The sequence below is a fragment of the Hymenobacter duratus genome (assembly GCF_014698995.1).
Taxonomy (GTDB): Bacteria; Bacteroidota; Bacteroidia; order Cytophagales; family Hymenobacteraceae; genus Hymenobacter; species Hymenobacter duratus.
In genome coordinates this window covers 1,209,047-1,229,846 of sequence record NZ_JACWZZ010000002.1, presented here as the reverse complement: position 1 = coordinate 1,229,846, position 20,800 = coordinate 1,209,047, and the positions used below count along the sequence as shown (strand labels likewise).

At 60.0% G+C, this 20,800-nt stretch carries 19 protein-coding genes; 10 read left to right on the top strand and 9 right to left on the bottom strand.

Annotation, left to right across the window (positions count from 1 at the left end; all coding sequences use genetic code 11):
- Window positions 1-18: 18 nt before the first annotated feature.
- A complete protein-coding gene (locus IC231_RS13290) occupies window positions 19-1,305 on the bottom strand; it encodes a nucleoside permease (protein ID WP_190784953.1) in 1,287 nt (428 codons plus the stop codon).
- Window positions 1,306-1,643: 338 nt separating this feature from the next.
- Between IC231_RS13290 and IC231_RS13285 the strand changes: the two genes are divergently transcribed.
- From IC231_RS13285 to IC231_RS20060, 3 genes are read left to right on the top strand one after another with little or no spacing between them, the layout of a single operon-like run.
- The gene (locus IC231_RS13285) at window positions 1,644-1,958 is read left to right on the top strand and encodes a hypothetical protein (RefSeq protein WP_190784952.1); all 315 of its coding nucleotides are present in this window, start codon (window positions 1,644-1,646) and stop codon (window positions 1,956-1,958) included.
- A gap of 12 nt (window positions 1,959-1,970) precedes the next feature.
- Complete coding sequence (locus IC231_RS13280; protein WP_190784951.1) at window positions 1,971-2,564, top strand: hypothetical protein; 594 nt, start codon at window positions 1,971-1,973, stop codon at window positions 2,562-2,564.
- The gene (locus IC231_RS20060; RefSeq protein ID WP_211539048.1) at window positions 2,548-2,856 is read left to right on the top strand and encodes a winged helix-turn-helix domain-containing protein; all 309 of its coding nucleotides are present in this window, start codon (window positions 2,548-2,550) and stop codon (window positions 2,854-2,856) included. The genes IC231_RS13280 and IC231_RS20060 overlap by 17 nt, the downstream gene beginning before the upstream one ends.
- Before the next feature lie 67 nt (window positions 2,857-2,923).
- On the opposite strand, the gene IC231_RS13270 is transcribed toward IC231_RS20060, so the two are convergent.
- The 4 genes from IC231_RS13270 to IC231_RS13255 all read right to left on the bottom strand — a co-directional run bounded on the left by IC231_RS13270 (window position 2,924) and on the right by IC231_RS13255 (window position 5,381).
- A complete protein-coding gene (locus IC231_RS13270; protein ID WP_190784949.1) occupies window positions 2,924-3,532 on the bottom strand; it encodes a superoxide dismutase in 609 nt (202 codons plus the stop codon).
- A gap of 111 nt (window positions 3,533-3,643) precedes the next feature.
- Window positions 3,644-4,075: a nucleoside deaminase gene (locus tag IC231_RS13265; protein WP_211539047.1), complete on the bottom strand. Its 432-nt coding sequence runs from the start codon at window positions 4,073-4,075 to the stop codon at window positions 3,644-3,646.
- 132 nt (window positions 4,076-4,207) lie between these two features.
- Window positions 4,208-4,774: a hypothetical protein gene (locus tag IC231_RS13260; RefSeq protein ID WP_190784948.1), complete on the bottom strand. Its 567-nt coding sequence runs from the start codon at window positions 4,772-4,774 to the stop codon at window positions 4,208-4,210.
- A gap of 154 nt (window positions 4,775-4,928) precedes the next feature.
- Window positions 4,929-5,381: a hypothetical protein gene (locus IC231_RS13255; RefSeq protein WP_190784947.1), complete on the bottom strand. Its 453-nt coding sequence runs from the start codon at window positions 5,379-5,381 to the stop codon at window positions 4,929-4,931.
- Window positions 5,382-5,691: 310 nt separating this feature from the next.
- Between IC231_RS13255 and aspS the strand changes: the two genes are divergently transcribed.
- On the top strand, window positions 5,692-7,455 hold the full coding sequence (gene aspS / locus IC231_RS13250; protein ID WP_190784946.1) for an aspartate--tRNA ligase: 1,764 nt from the start codon (window positions 5,692-5,694) through the stop codon (window positions 7,453-7,455).
- A gap of 55 nt (window positions 7,456-7,510) precedes the next feature.
- Here the strand turns inward: aspS and IC231_RS13245 are convergent, their stop codons facing one another.
- The gene (locus tag IC231_RS13245; RefSeq protein ID WP_211539046.1) at window positions 7,511-8,356 is read right to left on the bottom strand and encodes a hypothetical protein; all 846 of its coding nucleotides are present in this window, start codon (window positions 8,354-8,356) and stop codon (window positions 7,511-7,513) included.
- Window positions 8,357-8,435: 79 nt separating this feature from the next.
- Here IC231_RS13245 and IC231_RS13240 point away from each other — a divergent pair, with 79 nt between their 5' ends.
- From IC231_RS13240 to IC231_RS13215, 6 genes are all read left to right on the top strand, one after another.
- Complete coding sequence (locus IC231_RS13240; protein WP_190784944.1) at window positions 8,436-8,690, top strand: autorepressor SdpR family transcription factor; 255 nt, start codon at window positions 8,436-8,438, stop codon at window positions 8,688-8,690.
- 17 nt (window positions 8,691-8,707) lie between these two features.
- Complete coding sequence (locus tag IC231_RS13235; protein ID WP_190784943.1) at window positions 8,708-9,373, top strand: SdpI family protein; 666 nt, start codon at window positions 8,708-8,710, stop codon at window positions 9,371-9,373.
- Between the two features lie 160 nt (window positions 9,374-9,533).
- Window positions 9,534-12,614: a sensor histidine kinase gene (locus IC231_RS13230; RefSeq protein ID WP_190784942.1), complete on the top strand. Its 3,081-nt coding sequence runs from the start codon at window positions 9,534-9,536 to the stop codon at window positions 12,612-12,614.
- A gap of 133 nt (window positions 12,615-12,747) precedes the next feature.
- Window positions 12,748-13,398 carry a response regulator gene (locus tag IC231_RS13225; protein WP_190784941.1) on the top strand — a complete coding sequence of 217 codons (651 nt, stop codon included), beginning with the start codon at window positions 12,748-12,750 and terminating at the stop codon, window positions 13,396-13,398.
- A 527-nt stretch (window positions 13,399-13,925) separates the two neighbouring features.
- A complete protein-coding gene (locus IC231_RS13220; RefSeq protein ID WP_211539045.1) occupies window positions 13,926-14,717 on the top strand; it encodes a 3'-5' exonuclease in 792 nt (263 codons plus the stop codon).
- A 150-nt stretch (window positions 14,718-14,867) separates the two neighbouring features.
- On the top strand, window positions 14,868-16,217 hold the full coding sequence (locus IC231_RS13215; RefSeq protein WP_223831403.1) for an OmpA family protein: 1,350 nt from the start codon (window positions 14,868-14,870) through the stop codon (window positions 16,215-16,217).
- A gap of 9 nt (window positions 16,218-16,226) precedes the next feature.
- Here the strand turns inward: IC231_RS13215 and IC231_RS13210 are convergent, their stop codons facing one another.
- From IC231_RS13210 to IC231_RS13200, 3 genes are all read right to left on the bottom strand, one after another.
- Complete coding sequence (locus tag IC231_RS13210; RefSeq protein ID WP_190784939.1) at window positions 16,227-17,351, bottom strand: S41 family peptidase; 1,125 nt, start codon at window positions 17,349-17,351, stop codon at window positions 16,227-16,229.
- Window positions 17,352-17,868: 517 nt separating this feature from the next.
- Window positions 17,869-19,281: an NADH-quinone oxidoreductase subunit N gene (locus IC231_RS13205; RefSeq protein ID WP_190784938.1), complete on the bottom strand. Its 1,413-nt coding sequence runs from the start codon at window positions 19,279-19,281 to the stop codon at window positions 17,869-17,871.
- A 48-nt stretch (window positions 19,282-19,329) separates the two neighbouring features.
- Complete coding sequence (locus tag IC231_RS13200; protein ID WP_190784937.1) at window positions 19,330-20,799, bottom strand: complex I subunit 4 family protein; 1,470 nt, start codon at window positions 20,797-20,799, stop codon at window positions 19,330-19,332.
- Window position 20,800 lies beyond the last annotated feature (1 nt).

The following is a 20,800-nucleotide window of genomic DNA, read 5'->3' as shown; positions in this document are numbered from 1 at the left end:
GCGTAGGCGACGGCAGGCCTACGCCTGTTCGACGGTCAGAAGAGGCTCTTCGGCGGTTTCGGGTACTTCCTGAGCAGTATGCTTGTGCTTGAACAGGATGATGAACAGCACCGCAATAACCAGCGCGTAGCCGGCGAAAGACAGCCAGATGCCCTGCCAGTCCTTGGTAACACCATCAGCAGCGGTGAAATACTTCTCGATAACAACGCCGCTGACCGAGCTGCCCAGCACCGCGCCAAAGCCATTGGTCATCATCATGAACAGGCCCTGCGCACTGGCCCGAATGGAAGACGTGGTCTGGGTTTCGACGAACAGCGAGCCCGAAATATTGAAGAAGTCGAAGGCCATGCCATACACAATGCACGAGAGAATAACCATCCAGAGGCCCGGGCCGGGGTTGCCGTACGCCAGCAGCCCAAAGCGCAATACCCAGGCTATCATGCTGAAAAACATAACCTGTTTGATGCCAAAACGACGCAGGAAGAACGGGATGGCCAGGATAAACAGCGTCTCAGAAATCTGCGAGATGGACATGATGATGGCCGGATACTTCACGGCCAGCGTATCCTGGTAGGCCGGTACCTTGTCGAAATCGTGCAGGAAGGTGTCGCCGTAGGCATTCGTGAGTTGCAGGGCCGCACCCAGTAGCAGCGCGAACAGGAAGAAGGTGAGCATCTTGGTGTCGCGCAGCAACGCAAACGACTTCAGGCCCAGCGCATCTACCAGGGAGCGGCTGGGCGTGTCTTTGGAGGGCGGCGGGCACTTAGGCAGCGTAAACGAGTAGAAGCCCAGCAGAATAGCCGCGCCGGCCGCCACGTAGAACTGGCTGGCCGACTTCTCAAAGCCCAGCAAGCTCACCGTCCACATGGCCACGATAAAGCCAATGGTGCCCCACACCCGGATGGGCGGATAGTCTTTCACCACATCCAGCCCCTCACGCTTGAGCACCGAGTACGATACGGCAATGGAAAGCGCCAGCGTGGGCATGTAGAAAATCATGTTCAGCAGAATCACCCAGAAGAACATGCCGGGGTCCGTAACCATGGGAATGGTGCAAAGCACCACGCCGCCCAGGATGTGCAGCACACCGTAAAGCTTCTCGGCATTCACCCACTTATCGGCCACGATGCCCATGAGCGAGGGCATAAAGATGGAGGCAATGCCCATGGTGGAGAAGATGGCCCCGAACTGCGCGCCCGACCACTGCTTGGTCTGAAACCAGTATGCCCCAATGGTTATCAGCCACGAGCCCCAGATAAAAAACTGTAGAAAGCTCAGAATAGTGAGACGCAGCTTGGTACTCATGCCGGTTTGGGTTGAAGGTGGGAGGCCTTTGCGGGAAAATTGATGCAGCTGTACCAACGGCTTTCTGGTACAGGGCTGCAGCACCCCGGAATAAGTGCGCTGCTGGCCAGTCTGGTCAATCTGCCCGAAAAGAAAGTGGGAAGAGTGGAGGAAAGAACAGCCCGGCCACAGGCGCAGCCAAGCCTTCAAAGATAGGTAAAATCAGAAAGGCGAAAATGCCCGAAGGGCCGACGGAGGTAGGTACAGAATAAAAAGTTTGTGTTGTAATGTTGTTTATAATATAAACTGGTTTATATTTGTAACGTTGAATCAGTTATTCCTCTTCTTCAACTACTGCTATGGAAGCCCGGTCTACTGTCACATTTCTGCCGTCTGGCACTGCCGGCGCCCTGCACCGGTTTGCCGCCGCATCGGGCCGGGCGCTTGCGCTGGCCAGCGTGGTGCTGCTGAGCTATGGAGCGGGGGTGCTGGAAGCCTGGCTGGCTGCCGGCGTACTGCTGGGCCTGGTGCTGCTCGGGGCGGCGCTGCCGGGCTGGCTCCCGCAGAGCGGCCGGGCCACCGGGCCACCGCCGGCGGCAGCACTCCGGCCGGCGCAGCCGCTAAAAGCCCCGGCCCGGCCAGCCGGCTTCAATCCGTTTTTTCAGCTTTTCTAACCGCTTCCACTCATGGAAACTTCCGAAAAACCCTTGTCGGCACCCGAAAGCCTGCGCCTGATTCAGGAGATGATTCAGGCCGCCAAGCAGGACCTGAGCGACCATTCCTTCGACTTGCTGCTCTGGGGCTGGCTGGTCCTGATAGCGGCGTTGGGGCACTATGGCCTGCTGCACTCCGGCTACGATAAACCCTGGCTGGCCTGGCCCGTGCTGATGGGCCTGGGCTCAGTGGCGGCATTCGTAAACGGCGCCCGGCGTGTCAGGCGGGAGCGGGTGCGCACCGCCCAGGCCGATTTCATGGTGTACCTGTGGGGCGGCTTTGGCGTGCTGATGGTGATGCTGATTGGGGTTGGCGCCGCATATGGCTGGGGCAAGGCCTATCCGCTCATTATTGCGCTCTACGGGCTGGGAACCTTCGCTACGGGTGGGGCGCTACGTTTCCGGCCGCTCATCTGGGGCGGGGCTGCCTGCTGGATTTTGGCCACGGTAGCCTTCCGCGTATCATTTGATGCGCAATTGCTGCTGGTTGCGGCGGCCGTGCTGGTCGCCTACATTGTGCCAGGGCATTTGCTCAAAAGCCAATACCGCCGTGGCCGCGCCGTTTGAGGACCTCGACCCGCTGCTGCACTCGCAGCTGCGGCTGGCCGTTATGTCGTTGCTGCTGAGCGTGCGAGAAGCGGAATTCACTTTCCTGAAGGAGAAAACCGGGGCCACGGCCGGCAACCTCAGCGTGCAGCTTGGCAAGCTCCGCGACGCCGGCTACCTCACGCTCACCAAGGAGTTCAACGGCAGCTATCCGCTCACGCGCTGTGCCATCACGCAGCAGGGCGTCACGGCCTTCGAAACCTACGTGCAGTCGTTGCAGCGCTACCTCTCACCCGGCACCGACTCAGCCTGAGTACCAATGCGAATAAAAAAGGGCCTCATGCATGCAGAAGGCCCTTTTTTGTTAATGCCCGAAAGCGTTAAGCAGCTTCGGCGAAACGGCGGTTCACTTCGTCCCAGTTGATGGCGTTGTAGAACGCGGCAATGTAGTCGGGGCGGCGGTTCTGGTACTTGAGGTAGTAGGCATGCTCCCATACATCGAGGCCCAGTACGGGCGTGCCCTGGCAGCCGGAGTCCGGCATCAGCGGGTTGTCTTGGTTAGGCGTCGAGCAGATCTTCACCGAGCCGTCGGTCTGCTTGCACAGCCAGGCCCAGCCGGAACCGAAGCGCGTGGTAGCGGCTTTCGTGAATTCTTCCTTGAATTTCTCGTAGCTGCCGAATGCCTTCGTGATGGCATCGCCTACTGCACCTGTGGGCTCACCGCCGCCGTTCGGGCCCAGAATGGTCCAGAACAGGGAATGGTTCCAGTGGCCACCGCCGTTGTTGCGCACCGCAGCCGGAGCCGAAGCAATATTTTGCATCAGGTCTTCGAGGCTCTTGCCTTCCAGCTCGGTGCCGGCAATGGCGTTGTTGAGGTTCGTGACGTAGGCCTGGTGGTGCTTGGTATGGTGAATTTCCATCGTCTGCGCATCGATGTGCGGCTCCAGAGCGTCGTAGGCGTAGGGCAGTTTGGGCAGTTCGAAAGCCATAGTAGTTGGGTTTTGAGGTGATGGGAGAGAAAAACCGGATGCGGGGCCAGCCCCGCGTCAGAGTATAACCGCCGCACCCCGGTCAGGGTTGCGGAGCCGGCCAAAAGTAGCCTATTTCCGCTTCCGCGCGAAAAACTCCCGCATTATCTCGCCGCACTCCGTGCCCAGCACGCCCGTCACCACTTCCGCTTTCGGATGCAGTAGGTTGCCGTGGCGCCGGTACCCGAATTTAGGCTCATCGGCGCCATATACCACGCGCCGCAACTGGGCCCAGGCTGTGGCGCCGGCGCACATCACGCAGGGCTCCACCGTCACGTAGAGCGTGCAGTCGGAGAGGTACTTGTTGCCGACGTGGTTGGCGGCGGCCGTCAGGGCCAGCATTTCGGCGTGGGCCGTCACGTCGCGCAGCTTTTCAGTCTGGTTGTAGGCCCGCGCAATAATCTGCCGGTCCAGCACCACCACGGCCCCAATCGGAATTTCCTCTTCCGCAAAAGCATACCGCGCCTGCTTCAGCGCCTCGCGCATGTACTGCTCGTCGGACATGTTGTTGCTTGCAAATGGCTGATTGCTGGGTGTTAGATGGTGATTGTTAATTGTTTATAGCAAAAGAAGCCAGCCTGTCAGCAATCAATAATCAGCCACTAACAACTAACAATCATCTATCACCCCATCAAACTACTTCATCACAATGCTCTGCATCACGGCCTGCGCGGTGGGCTGCCACTGGGCCTGCTCATCGGCGGGAGCCACGAAGGTGAACACCGTGAGCTGGTCGCCGGTGATGGTGTACTGCACCATCTGGTAGCGTCGAATGGGGGCCAGGTTGCTGGTGCGGCGGTTGTCGGCCACTGTCGAGACGAACTCCAGCACCACAAAATCACGCTTGTTGATGGTGCGGATGTCCTCGGCCAGAAAATCGACCTTGGAGTACATGTTCTGGATACTGGCCTTGTAAATCTTCAGCAGCAGGGCGTAGTCGCGGTTGCTGAAGGTGCTGGGCTTCTGGGCCACGCTGAAGTCGACGCGGCCACTGGGGTTGCTGAACACTGCCAGCGGCTTGCGCGGCGACGGGTATTTCACGGCAATACCATCATCGGGCAGCGCCTGAAAGCCGTCGGGCACGCCCACGCTGATGCTTTTGTTGATAGCTGTTTTTTTGAGCTTGGGAGCCGCGAAGGCCACCAGACCCAGCAGCAAAAACAGCAGCGGCGCAAGGCGGAAAAAAGAGGAAGTAGTTTTCATAGACGCAGGCAAAGGTACGAGGATGAGGCGTCAGGCCCGGAAAGGAGCCCTGCCAGGTCCCAAACGACTACTAGGCCGCCTGGTAGTGCCGCAAACACAAAGCTCCGAAGCCGCAACGACTCCGGAGCTTGCAAATGGGCTGCTTAAAAGGCCGTTAGCGGCGCTTCTTGGCCATCGGAGCCGCCGGATATTTAATCTTGACGCTCTTCCAGTAAACGTAGTTGCCGGTTTTGGCCTCAATGAGGTAGGTGCCGGCCGGAATGCGGCCCAAGTCTACCGGTTCGCCGGTGTTGTTGGCCGGGTCGAGTTCTGTGGTATACACCGGCTGCTTTTTATAGTTGGTCATCACCAGCGTGCCGGGCTTGGTAAACTGCTGGGTAAAGCTGAGCATGATGGTCTGGCCGTTGGAGGCCGGAAACACGTCGATGCCCGACAGAGTTTCCACCCGCTTGATGGGGCCGCTGAGAGTCACGGCCTCCGCTTCGGACTTGGTTTTAACCTCGGTGCCATTTGCCGTTTTGGCTTTGGTTTTGATCTTGGTCTGGGCCTGAGCGGCTGAGAAGGAAAGGAGGGTAGCAGCCAGAGCAAGCAGAACGGGGCGTTTCATAGGAAGGCAAAAAAGAGGTTGTGGTCGGAGGGGAGTTGGTTCGGGAAATGCCTTTTGCATACTCCGTACCAATTTTTCGCAAGCTTACGCAAAACCCTGATGCGCCGCTTAAATCGTGAAGTATTCCGCCACGCTACATCCGCAGTATCAGCCTGCCAGCCACGTTTTTTCCCTCCCTGACTGATTTTTCCTGCCTACCTTCGCTATTAGTATAGACCTCAGAACGAAGAAATCAGACGAGAGAAAACCTGGCTGCCTGGGCTTCCTCACCATTCTCACCTCTAAGGTCTCACCACTCAGCTCTACTGAAATGCTCCGGACTCATACCTGCGGCGACTTACGCCCCGAACACATTGGCCAAACCGTCACGCTCTGCGGCTGGGTGCAGCGCACCCGCGACAAAGGCGGCATTCTGTGGGTGGATCTGCGCGACCGGTACGGCCTCACGCAGCTGGCCCTGGAAGAAGGCGTGGAAACTGCCGAAGTGCGCGAGCAGGCCCGACAGCTGGGCCGCGAGTTTGTGCTTTCGGTGACGGGCAAAGTAGCCGAGCGCCACTCCAAAAACGACAAAATGCCCACCGGCGGCATTGAAATCCGGGTGGAAAAGATTGATGTGCTCAATCCGGCCAAGCTGCCGCCCTTCCTGATTGAGGACGACACCGACGGCGGCGACGACCTGCGGATGAAGTACCGCTACCTCGATTTGCGCCGCGCCCCCGTGCGCCAGAACCTGATGCTGCGCCACCGCGTGGCCCAGGCTACCCGCCGCTATTTGGATGGCCAGGAGTTCATCGAAGTGGAAACGCCGGTACTCATCAAAAGCACGCCCGAAGGCGCCCGCGACTTCGTGGTGCCTTCCCGCATGAACCCCGGCGAGTTCTACGCCCTGCCCCAGTCGCCCCAGACGTTTAAGCAGCTGCTCATGGTGTCGGGCTTCGATAGGTATTTCCAGATTGTGAAGTGCTTCCGCGACGAGGATCTGCGCGCTGACCGCCAGCCCGAATTCACGCAGATTGACTGCGAAATGTCGTTTGTGGAGCAGGAAGACATCCTGAATACCTTCGAGGGTCTGGTGCAGTACCTGTTCCGCGAGGTGAAGAACCTGGAAATCGGGCAGCTGCCGCGTATAACCTACGCCGATGCCATGCGCTTCTACGGCAACGATAAGCCCGACACGCGCTTCGATATGCGTTTTGTGGAGCTGAACGACGTGGCCAAAGGCCACAACTTCCCGGTGTTTGAAGCCGCCGGCTTGGTGGTAGGCGTCTGTGCCACCGGCGCGGCCAGCTACACCCGCAAGCAGCTCGACGAGCTGACCGAGTACGTGAAACGCCCCCAGATTGGCGCCACTGGCCTGATCTATGCCCGCGTGGAAGCCGATGGCTCCGTAAAATCGTCGGTGGATAAGTTCTACGGCCAGGAGCAACTCCAGCAGTGGAAAGCCGCTTTCAACGCCCAGCCCGGTGACCTGCTGCTCATTCTGGCCGGCGAGCCGAACAAAACCCGCAAGGCTCTCTCGGAGCTGCGTCTGGAAATGGGCCAGCGCCTCGGTTTGCGCGATAAGGACACCTTCTCGGCGCTGTGGGTGGTGGATTTCCCGCTGCTCGAGTACATCGAGGAAGAAGGCCGCTACTTCGCCATGCACCACCCGTTCACCTCGCCCAAGCCCGAGGACGTGGCCCTGCTCGACTCGCCCGACACCATCGGCGAAGTGCGCGCCAACGCCTACGATATGGTCATCAACGGCGTGGAAGTGGGCGGCGGCTCCATCCGCATCCACGACCGGGCGGTGCAGGCCCGCATGTTCTCGTTGCTCGGTTTCTCGGATGAAGAAGCCAAAGCGCAATTCGGCTTCCTGCTCGACGCTTTCGAGTACGGCGCGCCTCCGCACGGCGGCATTGCCTTCGGCTTCGACCGCCTCTGCAGCCTCTTCGGCGGTGCCGATTCCATCCGCGACTTCATTGCCTTCCCCAAAAACAACTCCGGCCGCGACGTCATGATTGACTCGCCCTCACAGATTTCGGGCGCGCAGCTCAAGGAACTGAGCATTGCTACGGCCGTGGTAGGGAAATAGACCTGTTGCTTCTCTAAACAAAAACGGCGCCTGAATCATCAGGCGCCGTTTTTGTTTAGAGAAGCTCGCTCAGGAAAAATGATTTGACCGGTTGTTCTGGATTTACCCATGAGTCGATAAAATCCGAAAAGTCCGAGGCAGAGATACAACTGCCCACCAGCTTTGCGTCGTCCCGGATGGTAACTGTATCGAGGGATTCGAATCTATCGGCATAAGCACGCAACGATTTAGAGGTTGTTTTGATTATGTCCGGCACCGTGATAAAATGCCCTGAGTTCGTTGCGCCCGACCAGATACGTCTACCTACAACGCGGGAATGAATGATGTCCTCCAGAGTGGGCTTCTGTGCAGATTTGAAAGTGCTTATCATGAACTGGTAGTTGCAACGCCCCCGGTATTGCTGCACACTAAGCAAAATGGTGGCACAATATTGCGCACAGGGAAGCTGGAAAATCAGAATCTCGCCCGCTGAAAAGATGACCTCAGAAGTGTCCGTATAGACTCTGCGTTTCCTGGGCTTTAAATTCGGCTGACTGATTCTCTTCAGCAGTTTTTCTAGTTCCCGTTTTCTTTTTCTTCCTTCTGCAGGCCCAGCTTCCTCTGTAAAGACGCTTACCCCTGCTTCTCTAGAAACTATGCGCCGGGTTTCCTCCAATAGATCAGCAGGAAGCTCTCCTATCTGCCAAAGTGCGAGTGCATATGTGGTAACGAAAATTTCTTCCTCGAAAGGATCTGCATCGTTGCGCTGACTACCACACTGCGTTTCTATTTCTGCAAGCGAAGCGCCAGCATCGTACAAATCCATAAACTGGTTATACAGATCATGAGCATAGTCGCCATCTATAATTTTGACACCATCAGTAGCCATACCGGTTCGCAATTCAGAGGATGCAATAACCAAAAAAGAAACAAAAATATATTTGCCAAATGCTTGCGCATTTCAAGGGTATTTAGATATTTGTCTAAATGACTAACCGAAATTGAACAGCCTCTTCAAAGCTCTTAACGATCCTACCCGCCGCTCCATTCTGGAATTGCTGCGCGAGCAACCACGCACGGCCGGGGAAATAGCCGAGCATTTCCAGTTCTCGAAGCCTACCATCAGCCACCACCTCGACCTGCTCCGCCAAGCAGACCTCGTGAGCAGCGACAAACAGGGCCAATTCGTGACCTACACGCTCAATATGACGGTGATGGACGAACTACTCGGCTGGCTGCTGCAATTCAAATCCTAGTTCTATTCCTGACTGTTATGAAAGCCCACTTCTCTCTCTGGCACCTGCTAACGCTGCTGGCGCTGGTATTGCCCGCCCTTTATCTGGCTTATACCTGGCCTGCGCTGCCTGCCCGGATTCCGACTCACTTTGATATCGGCGGCAACGCCAACGGCTATACCGACAAAGCAAACATCTGGCTGACGTGCCTGGGCCTGCCGGTAGGCACCTACCTGCTCCTGATCTTCCTGCCCCGCTTCGACCCCAAGCGGCGGCTGAGTGCCAGCAACCTCAATTACCAGAAACTAACCCTGGCTTTTGTGGCCCTGATGAGCGGGCTGAGCATCCACAGCCTGTATGTGGCAGTGCATGCGCAGGAGAAGCCGGGGCAGGGCATTGCAGTCTTGGTAGGGCTGTTTTTTGCCTTCCTCGGCAACTACCTCACCACTGTGCAGCCCAACTACTTCGTCGGGTTCAAAACGCCGTGGGCCCTGGAGTTTCCGCGCATCTGGGCGCAGGTGCACCGTGTGGGCGGGCGGATGTTTTTTGCTACGGGGTTGCTGAGTGCACTGCTGGGCATACTCTCGCCGGTGGAGGCCGCTACCACCGTGCTGCTGGCAGGCTTGCTGGCAACGGTGGTGGTAGTGTATAGCTACTCGTACTGGCTGTACCGAAAGGAAATGCGCGCCGCCAATGCAGGGTAGCGCCGCTAACGCTGCCGGCCGCGCACCGAAGCAGGCAGGTATCTGACCCACGACAGGCGAGGCCGATGCCCCCGTTTTTACGGATTCTGATAGCCAGGCGCCCAAAGTATAGAGTTGTTTTAATGTAATTCGGTACATTCAGCCCACACGGTCTGTGCCGATGATGAAACAACCTGCTGCTGTACGGTTTCTGCTGGCTGTTCTGCTGTGGCTTCTGAGCCAGAGCAGCCTGGCGCAATCCGCCATAGCATTGCGTTTCCGGACCCTTTCCACGGCTGATGGGCTGGCGGAGAACAGCGTTTACAGCATTGCGCAGGATACCAAGGGTTTCCTGTGGGTTGGGACGCAGGATGGCCTGAGCCGCTACGACGGTGCCGGCTTTCGCACCTTCCGCACTGACGCCCAGCAGCCGGCCAGCCTGGCCAGCAACTTTGTGCTGTCGTTGTGCCACGACCAAACCGGGCAGCTGTGGGCCGGCACGGCGGGTGGCCTTTCGCGCTACAACCCCCGTACCGGCCTGTTCCGGACCTACCGTGCCGAGCCCGGCGACTCCAGCGGCCTGGCCAACAACTTTATCCGGGTGGTGTACTGCGACCGGCAGGGCCGGATATGGGCCGGATCAGAAGACGGGTTGCACGAAATAAACCCTGCCGCCCGGCGCTTTGTGCTCTTCCGGCACGATGCAAGAGTGGCAAGCAGCGTGCGCCAGAATTCCATCCGGGCCTTGGCGCAGGACCAGGCTGGTACCCTCTGGGTCGGCACCGGCGAAGGAGCCGTCAGCCGCCTCGATACGGTGCGCCGCCTGCTTGTGCCCGACCCACGCCTGACCTACGCCGGTGCCATCACCACGCTCTGCCCCGACCGCAAAGGTGGGTTATGGGTGGGCACCGAAACAGGTCTGCTTCGGTATCTGCCGCCCGCCAACGGGGCCACGCGGGTATTCGTGCCGGGCTATGCTCCCGGGCAACTGCTGCCGGGCGGGGTGCGAAGCCTGCTGGAAGACCAGCAGGGCACTATCTGGGTCGGCACCAACGAAGGGATTTTTCGCTACGAGTCTGCCAGCGGTACATTCAGCCACCTTGTGCATCACCCACAGCAGCCCGCCAGTCTCCCCGAGAACACCGTGCAGGCGTTGTTTCAGGATGCGTCCGGCCTGCTGTGGATAGGCACTGAGGCCGGCCTGACGCATACCGACCTACGCCCGCGGCCCTTCAACAGTATTCCGGTTATGCCGGCCCCGGCCCCGGTATGGGCCGTGACGTCAGATGGTGCCGGTTGCATCTGGGTAGGCACCGAAGACCAGGGGCTGATATGCTATGAGCCGGCGACGGGGCGGCGACGCGTGTTTCGCCATAATCCGGCGCAGCCCGGCAGTCTGGCGCAGGATTTCATAAGGGCTCTGTGCTTCGGAAAAGATGGCCGCCTGTGGGTGGGCACGCAAAGCCAGGGCCTCGACTGCCTGCTGCCCGGGGCCAGTGAGTTTATGCACTACCGCCACAGCGCCACCGTGGCCGGTAGCCTGTCCGACGACTTTATCCGCTCCCTCTACGAAGACCGGGCCGGCCGGCTCTGGGTCGGTACCGAAGGAGGGTTGAACCGCTACGATGCCGACAAACAACGGTTTACCGCGTTTCGCAACAAGCCCGGCAACGCCAACAGCCTCTCCAACAACTTTGTGCGCGTAACGCTGCAGGACCGCCAGGGCCGGCTCTGGATTGGCACCGGGGGGGGCGGCTTGAGCTGCTACAGTCCGGCTTCCGGCCAGTTTACTACGTTTCGGGCGGATGGCCGCACTCCCCGCAGCCTGAGCAGCAACTTTGTGCGCTGCCTGCTCCAGGACCAGCGCGGCACCTTGTGGGTGGGCACCGAAGGCGGCGGCTTCTGCCGGCTCGACGATGCGGCAAAGGGCCGCTTCACCACCTTCCGCGAGGCCCAGGGCCTGCCCAACGACGTGGTGTACGGCATGCAGGAAGATCGGCAGGGCTACCTCTGGCTTTCCACCAACAAGGGCCTGGCCCGTTTCACGCCCCGCACCGGCCAGTTTCATACGTTTGATGAGCGGGATGGCCTGCTGCAGGATGAGTTCAATGCCGGCGCCAGCCACCGGGCCGCCACTGGCCAGCTATACTTTGGTGGGGTGAATGGCCTGGTTGGCTTTCTGCCGGCGGCGGTGCAAACTAACTCTACGCCGCCGGTGGTGGTGCTGACCGGGTTCCGCCGTTTCAACCGGCCTGTGGAACTGCCAGACACGGCCATTACGGAGCGGCGCGTGCTGCGCCTCGGCCCCCAGGACTACTTTTTTTCGCTCGAATTTGCGGCCCTGAACTTCCGCCAGCCCGACAAAAACCGCTACGCCTATATGCTGGAGGGCTTTGATAAGGACTGGATTGATGCCGGGGCCCGCCGCGAAGCTACCTACACCAACCTCGACCCCGATGTCTATACCTTCAGAGTGCGGGCCACCAACAACGACGGCGTCTGGAGTCCGCAGGGTGCGGCGCTACGCATCATCGTGACGCCGCCCTGGTACCGCACCTGGTGGTTTCGGGTGGGCCTAAGCTGGGTGATATTCGGGTTGCTGTTTATGGCCTACCGGATGCGGGTGCGCCAACTGCTGGCGCTGGAGCGGGTGCGCCACGGCATTGCCCGCGACCTGCACGATGATATGGGCTCCACGCTCAGCAGCATTTCCATCCTGAGCCAGATTGCCCGCAACCACCAGCATCAGCACCGTCCCGAGCAGGCCGCCGCGCTGCTGGAGCAAATCGGGGAGTCGTCGCGCCGCATGCTGGATGCCATGGACGACATTGTGTGGGCCATCAATCCCGCGCACGATTCGCTGGAGGACGTAACGGCCCGCATGCGCAGCTTTGCTTCGGAGGTGCTGGAAGCCCGCGGTATTGAGTTTGTGTTTCAGGCCGCGCCTTCCGTGCAGGGCCTGAAGCTGGACATGCGGGCCCGGCGGGAGTTTTTTCTGCTGTTCAAGGAAGCCATAAACAACCTCGCCAAATACGCCCGCTGCCAGCATGCCCGCATTCAGCTGGCCTATGAGCAGGGCCTGCTTCACCTTACCGTGCAGGACGACGGCGTCGGGTTCGACCCTACGCAGCCGGCCCAGGGCAGCGGCAATGGCCTCACCAATATGCGCAGCCGGGCGGCCGCAATGGCCGGTCACCTCACCATCGAAACCGCCCCCGGCCAGGGTACCACCCTACATCTGCGCGTGCCGCTCAGCGACTAAAAGCGGGTCGTGGCCGTGCGTAGGCGGTACAGTCAACGACTTTTTACGGGCTGTTGCTCACATTATTATGTAATCGGATGGTGCCGCTGAAGCGCGTACCTTAGCTCTATTCCCGGCTTACCTGCCTTTTGTGATGGAAACTTTCACCCGCGTCCTGATTTATGAAGACAATGCTGACCTGCGGGCCAGCCTGAGCCAGCTGCTTTCCGGGGCGCCGGGGCTGGAGCTGGCCGGGGCGCTCAGCAACTGCACCCAGGCTGAGGCCGATATGGAGCGCCTGCGCCCTGATGTCGTGCTGATGGATATTGACATGCCCGGCTGTACCGGCATTGAAGGTCTGCGTCGCATCAAGGCCGTGGCGCCCGGCGTGAACGTGGTAATGCTGACTGTGTTTGAAGAAAACGACCGGGTATTCGATGCCATCTGCGCTGGTGCTGACGGCTACCTGCTCAAGAAAACGCCCCCAGCCCGGCTGATAGATGCCATTGGGGAAGTACGTGCCGGCGGAGCTCCCATGACGCCCGCCATTGCCCGCCAGGTGCTGCGGCTGTTTCCGAAAGCGCCGCGCCGCCCCACCGCCGACGAGTCGCCGGCCAACCTGAGCGCCCGGGAGCAGGAAATTCTGGGCCTGCTGGTAGAAGGCTACAGCTACAAAATGATAGCCGCCGACCGGGGCATCAGCATTGATACGGTCCGCTCGCACATCAAGAAAATCTATGAGAAGCTGCACGTGCGCTCCATGACCGAGGCCGTCAGTAAAGCCCTTCGTCAGGGCCTGACGTAGGTGATTGGTGATTGTTAGTCGTTGATTGTCAGTTGCTACATGTTATTCCTGGAAGTCACTGACAACTACTACCTATCAATCAGCAACCAACAACCACCTCACATCATCGTGTGATTGACGGGCACGCCGGAATATGGCACCTTCAACCTGACCAACGGCCCCGGCGAATCTGCACGAACGGAGGGTATCCGGAGCCGGTTGGGTTACCTCAATGCCTGTTGATATGCCGCACCCGCGTCCGCAGCTGCTGATTTCTTTATTGGGCCTCTGGATTCGGAAGCACCCCGCCCTGGCCTGAGTGCTTCTGGAGTGAGAGTGCCCCAGGCAGCCGCAGTCGGAAGCCCTTCTGCTGCGGTGCTGCAACCCGTAGCGGCTCTGGCAGGCACCACCGCCGGAAAAGCTGCCGGTTTCAGGCAGCTCCCGACGGTGGCACGGAGGCGAAGCCTGTCGTGCTTGGCTAAAAATGGTGCTTACGCAACGGAAAAGCCTATATTCGGTGTCCGCACACTGTTTTATCCGCTCCGTCTATGCGCCTGCTCCGTGACCTGAAGCTCGATGAGGTATTTGTTCTCGACATCGAAACCGTGCCGTGTGTAGGCTGCCACGACGACCTGCAGGAACTGCTCAAGGAACTCTGGGAGCATAAGTGCCACGCCCTGCGCCGCGAAAAAGGCTGGATTTCGCACCACGACCACATTGCGCCCCTGCCGGACACACTGCACGCCGCTACCCTGTTTGAGCAGGCCGGTATCTACGCCGAGTTTGGGCGGGTGGTCTGCATTTCCATCGGCCGTTTCCGGACGGCGCCCACCGGCGAGCTGCGCTTCAGTGTGAAGTCGTTTTATGGACACGATGAGAAAAAGCTGCTGCAGGAATTCAGCGAAGTCATCAGCCACCGGCCGCATTTTCGCCTGTGTGGCCATAACAGCAAGGAATTCGACTTTCCGTACCTGTCGCGCCGGATGCTCATCAATGGCCTCGAACTGCCTCCCCACCTCGATACGGCCGGCAAAAAGCCCTGGGAAATCACCCACCTCGACACCATGGAGCTCTGGAAGTTCGGCGACCGGAAATCCTTCACTTCGTTGAGCCTGCTGGCGGCCATGTTCGGCATTCCTACGCCCAAAGACGATATACAGGGTAAGGATGTGGCCCGCGTCTACTACGAAGAAAATGATTTGCCCCGCATTGCGCGCTATTGCCAGAAGGATATCATCACCACGGCCCGCCTGCTGCTCAAATTCCGCGGCAACGAGCCGTTCAGTGACGACGCAGTGCAATATGCGGACGAAGCCACGGTGCTCATGCGCCGCACCTAGGCCACAGCGAGTTTCGCAGGCAATACTTTGTCAAAAGCCTTTTGCTCCGGCAGAAGGCTTTTTCTTTGAAAATAGGTGTAAAATTATATGTAATTATTGTAATAATAAACTTACCTTTTATGAGAAGTTGGACCTTAGTGCTGCAAATCCATGGAACAGAACCTATTGCAAACTGCTCGCGCAACTTTTACGAAAGATGTGCTGACCGCTCTGGCCAAAGCTGGCCCGGAGAGCGAAAACGAGGTGAGAGCCGGCCTCGACCAGCTGCTGCCGCTGGCCCTGCACACGCTGTTGGGTCGTATTGAGAAACCGTACGGCCCCGAAATCTTCTGGAAGCTCAGCCGCGAAGCATACGGAGCCAGTGTGTTGGAGGCATTGGCCAAACCAGGGCAGAATGGCTGGCAGCAGCGTAGCGAGGACCTGATGCGCGACCTGCTTGGTGACGCACACGATACGATTGTGCACGACCGGGCCGCCGCCGCTGGCCTTGACGACCGCACGGCGGCGCAGCTGCTGGGCCTCAGCACAACCGCTATTCTGGGTGTTGCCGGCGACTTTGCGCAGGAAAACAGCCTGGATCCCGCCGCCTTGGCCGGATGGGTTAGCCGGGAAAAAGATACGCTCCGGCGTGCCCTGCTCGTCAGCCGGCAGGCTGTGGCCGCCGACGGAAGCAGCCACCACTTGGCGCAGCACCCACTCCCCTCGGAATACGCTACCCTGCCGGAAATGCCAACCGAAGGCCCGACCCGGATCCGGCCGGCGGCGAGTGAGGCGTATTTTGTAGCTCCTGCTGCCGCAGCAGCAGGGGGTGGCCCCATCCGGTGGCAATGGGGGCTGCTACTGCTGGTGGCCGTGTTACTGGGCTACCTGTTTGGGCACGAGCGGCCGGCCCCGCGCCAGCCTGTTAGCGGCGCAGCAGTAGCTTCCCTGAATCCGGTGGCTACTGCTGCGGCCCCTGGTTCCGAGGCCCCGGCAACTGCCGCGCCCGGCCGCTACGACGATGCCAGCGGCAACTACATCTATGATACCGGCCAGCCCATTATTCTGCGCCTCGCTGATGGCACTACTCAGAAAGTAGGTGCCAACTCCACCGAAAACCGCCTTTTTACCTTCCTCGCCGATCCGGCCATTGAGGTAGATTCCGTGAACCGCACCAAAGGCTGGATCAATTTCGACCGGGTGTATTTCGATCCGGGCGCTACCACGCTCACCGACGAGTCGTTTCAGCAGCTGCGCAATGTGGCCAGCATCCTCAAAACCTTCCCAACTTCTGTGGTAAAGCTGGGCGGCTACACTGATAGCACCGGCACCCCCCTGAAAAATTTCCAACTGAGCGAGGAGCGGGCCAAAACGGCTATGCTGGCCATGGCCGGTATGGGCGTTGACCTGAACCGGATTCAGGCCAAAGGCTACGGCGGCAAATTTTTCATTACCCCCAACACCACGCCCGAAGGCCGGGCCCTCAACCGCCGCATCAGCATCCGAGTGATTAAGAAGTAGAGCCGATACCTACCGGGCGGGCGTGGCGCGTTTGGTCGTTTCCAGAGCCAGTTCTAGCGCTTTAGCCAGTACCGGGTCGTGCTGCTCTTCCAGGCCGGCCAGCGTATTTTCCACTACCACATCCGGCTGCACCCCGCTGTCTTCCAGGAGCTGGCCGGCGGGCGTGGTGTAGCGCTGGTTGGACAGAGTCACGTCGAGGCCGTTGGGCAGGTGCACGCTGTACATATCGGAGAGCATGCCCTTGGTGGCGGTGCCCACCTGCGTCACCTGCGGTAGCGTGGTCAGGGCCAGGGTCAGGTCTTCGGCGGCGCTGGCGGTCTGGTCGGAGGTGAGCAGGATGACCGGGCCGGTGAATCGCGGGCCGGCGGCGGGCGTCACGTACACGGGCTGCGGCTCCGCAAATTGGTCGTAGCCGCCCGGTTGGCGCAGGGCTTTGTAGCTGGTGAGCACCCGCTCGGTGGCGAAGTGGCCGGCCAACTCCACGCCGCTGTGGCCGCCGCCGTCGTCCCGGATGTCGAGCAGCAGCACCTGGCAGCCACTCAGCTGCTTCAGGGCCTGCGAAAACAGCTTCTCCAACCTCCGCTGATCCTTCTTCTCCTGCGCATCGGTACCCATGGCGCCGCTGATATCGGCGAAGTTGCGGGTGAGGTGGAGGTAGCCCAGGTTGCCGCTGCGGCTGACGTAAAGCGGCTGCTTGCCCTTGAAATCGGGCCCCATGCCTTTGACCGGTCCAAAGCCTGCCTTCTGCAACTGGGCATACGCCACACGCCAGAACTCCGGCTGCACCGCCTTAAAGTTCTGCTTGAACGAGTTGCGCCGGCTTTCCCCTTTGAACAGAATAGTTTCGCCTTGGCTGATGGTGATGTGCCCATCGTGCAGCGGCGCCACCATCCGGCCGAACACCTGCACCAAAGAGTCCTGTGGCGTCTGGGCCGTGATGCGGGGGCGGTAGGTACGGTAGGCGGCGTCCCAGTCGACCTGTTTGAGGGGAAAGAAGGCGTAATGGTCGCGGAAAGCCTGCCAGAACTGCTCAAAGCTTTTTTCAGGCAGGCTGGGAACGGCTGGGGTTTGGGCGAAGGTCGAAAAGCCCAGCAGCAGGGCCGCCAGCGTGGCGGGTAGTTTCAGAAAGCGCATAAGAACCAGTATCAGCCCGCAAGTATAGCTGATGCAGGATAAGTCGAGGCGCGACCCTTCGCGTCCCGGCGCGTGCTGAAGATGTGCATGCCTGTTGCGAAGCGGTTTGCGAAAACAGCGTAGGGTGCGGGGCTTGTCCCCGCCCGCCGTTCGCGTCACCCCACCGATTTCGTTCCATGACGGGCGGGGGCAAGCCCCGCACCCTACATCATGGTGAGTATAAGCAGTACCAGTCGTTCAACGAGGTGACGCGAAGGGTCGCGTCTCTACACCCCGCAGCCCCGGCGCGAGGGTTTGCCACGTCAGCGCGAGCCTTCCAGAAGTCGGCGCGAGGCTTTGCTACGGTAGCGCGCCTGTTCCAGATAGCAGCAGGTGTGTTTGCCAGCTCAGCGCGGGCTTTTGCCACGTCAGCGCGTCCATTTTTGGGAAAACGGAGGGGCGTGGCCCGCAACGCAAAACGCCCCGGCCGGAGGGCCGAGGCGTTGCGAAAAAGGAAAACCGGGAGGAACGGGGCTGCTTACAGCGCGCCGGCCACCAGACCGGGCAAGATGCCCAGCAGGACCGTGAGGGCCGCCAGCAGCAGTAGCGCGCCGGCCTGGAACGTAGTCACGGGCACAGCTTCGGCAGTGGTGGCGTCGGTGTCGCGCATATACATGGCAATGATGGGGCGCAGGTAGTAGTAGATGCTCACCATCGACATCACCACGGCAAACACCACGAGGCCGATGTAACCATTCTCCACGGCCGCCGAAAACACGAAGAACTTGCCGAAGAAGCCGCCCGTGAGCGGAATGCCAGCCAGGCTCAGCATGGATACCGTGAGTGAGAAGGCCAGCAGCGGGTTGGTTTTGGCCAGCCCATTCAGGCCGTTGTAATCCTCGCGCTGCCGGGCATCAGCCACCAGCTTCACTACCCCGAAGGCAGCCACGGTAGCTACCGAGTAGGCCAGCGAGTAGAACAGAATGCCGTTAGCGGAAGCACCTTCCAGCTGCCCGTTGTAGGCCACCAGCGCAATCAGCAGGTAACCGGCGTGGGAGATGCTGGAGTAGGCCAGCATGCGCTTGATGCTGGTTTGGGCCACGGCCCCCACGTTGCCGATGAGCAGCGTAAGCACGCACATGGCCGTCAGGGTGGGCAGCCAGATGCCCTGGGCGTTGGCGGCCGGGAAGGCCTGCACCAGCAGCTTCAGGAAGGCGGCGAAACCGGCCGTCTTCACAATGGTGCTCATAAACGCGGCGAAGAACGTGGGCGTGCCCTCGTACACGTCGGGCGTCCAGAAGTGGAACGGCGCGGCCGATACTTTAAAGCCGATACCAATCAGCATCAGCAGCATGCCAATGTAGAGCATGGGCTTCAGCGACTCGAAACCGGGAGCCGGGTTCTGCACCGCGAAGCTGATTTCGCTTAGTACGAACGTGCCGGTAGCCCCGTACACCAGCGCCAAGCCAAACAGCAGCACGCCGGTGAAGAACGCGCCCATCAGGAAGTACTTGAGAGCAGCTTCGTTGGAGCGCAGGTTGCGCTTATCGGAGCCGGCCAGCACGTACATGGCCACGCTCAGGATTTCGATGCCCAGGAATAGCATCAGCAGGTGGTTGTAGCTCACCAGCATAATGGCCCCCACCAGCGAGAACAGCAGCAGCGAGTAGTACTCGGCCAAGTTGCTTTCGCCGTCGAGCACGTATTTCTGGGAGAAGGGCACCAGCACCAGCGCCGTCAGCAGCACAATGCCCGTGAAAGCCACCGAGAAGTTGTCGATGGTGAGCATGCCGTTGAAGAACGACTGCGTGCTGCCCCAGTCGAGGAAGTTCACCGTCAGCACCCCGCCCAAGATGAGCATCATCACGGGCAGCAGCAGCCGGTTGGAGCGACGGAACCCGAGAAACAGGTTGCCCAGGCCCAGAACGGAAAGTAGAATGATGGAATTCATTAGCAGAGAATGTAGTTGCCACGGGCTCGGCCGCAGACCACTAGCCGTTTAGCGTTTAACTACCTCGTTCAGAATGTTCATCACGCTGCCTTCCGACAGGTGCAGGAACGTGTTGGGGAACAGGCCAATCCAGAACACCAGCACGATGAGTGGCACCAGCAGGGCCAGCTCCGAGCCGGTGAGGTCGGTGAAGGTTTCGGTGAACGAGGAATCGGGGCCGAGCATCACGCGCTGGAACATACGCAGCAGGTATACCGCGCCCAAAATGATGGTCACGCCGGCCACGGCACCCATCCAGTGGTTGAACTGGTACACGCCGCCCAGCAGCAGGAACTCACCCACGAAGCCGTTGGTGAGCGGCAGGGCCACTGTGCCCAGCAGCAGCACCAGGAAGCACACCGTCAGGACGGGCGCTTTGCGGGTGAGGCCGCCCAGGTCGGCGATGTTGCGGGTACCGGTGCGGCGCTCAATAGCGTCGGCAATGAAGAACATACCTACCACGTTCACGCCGTGGGCCAGCATCTGAATGCTGGCGCCCTGTAGACCCATCTGGGTCAGCGAGAATACGCCGGCAATCATCAGCCCCACGTGCGACAGAGACGAGTAGGCAATCAGGCGCTTCACGTCCTGCTGGCGGATGGCAATGATGGCGCCGTAGATGATGCCGATGATGGCCAGAATCAGGATCAGGTTCTGCCAATAGTCAACGCCCATCGGCACCACCGGTAGCAGCCAGCGCATGCAGCCGTAGATACCCATTTTCAGCATGATGCCCGAAAGCAGCATGGTGGCCGGGGCCGGGGCCTCGGTGTAGGTATCGGGCTGCCAGGTGTGGAAAGGGAAGATGGGCATCTTCACGGCGAAGGCCGCGAAAATCAGCCAGAACACCCACATCTGCGTGTCAGCGGGCAAGTTGAGGGCGTAGAACGAAGCTAGGGCCGAGTTGTGAGCCGAGAGGCCGTCGGCCGTGGGGCCGGTCTGGAAGTAGAGGTACACGAAGCCGGCCAGCATGAACAGCGAGCCGATGATGGTGTACAGGAAGAACTTGAATGTGACGCGGGCCCGGTTCACACCGCCCCACACGCCAGCCAGGAAGTAAATCGGAATCAGGGCCACTTCCCACATGAAGTAGAACAGGAAGGCATCCTGAGCCGTGAACACGCCCACCAGACCGGTTTGCATGAACAGCACCAGCGCGTAGAACACCGACTCGTTCTCGAAGTTGCGGCGGAAGGCGCTCAGCAGAATCACCGGCACCAGCACGGCCGTCAGCAGCACCAGCAGCAAACTCAGCCCGTCCATGCCCACCGCGAAGTGGATGCCGGCCGAGGGAATCCAGTTGAGGTTGAAGCTGAATTGGCCGCTGTTGTTGGCGTTGAAGGTAAGAGCGGCATAGGCTGCCAGCGCAAATTCAACCAGGGCCGCGCCCAGCGCCGGAACCCGGGCCGCACGGCCTTTGAAGAAGTGCAGCAGCAGGGCGGCCGCCACGGGCCAGAGTAGAAGAAGGACAGTCAGCATG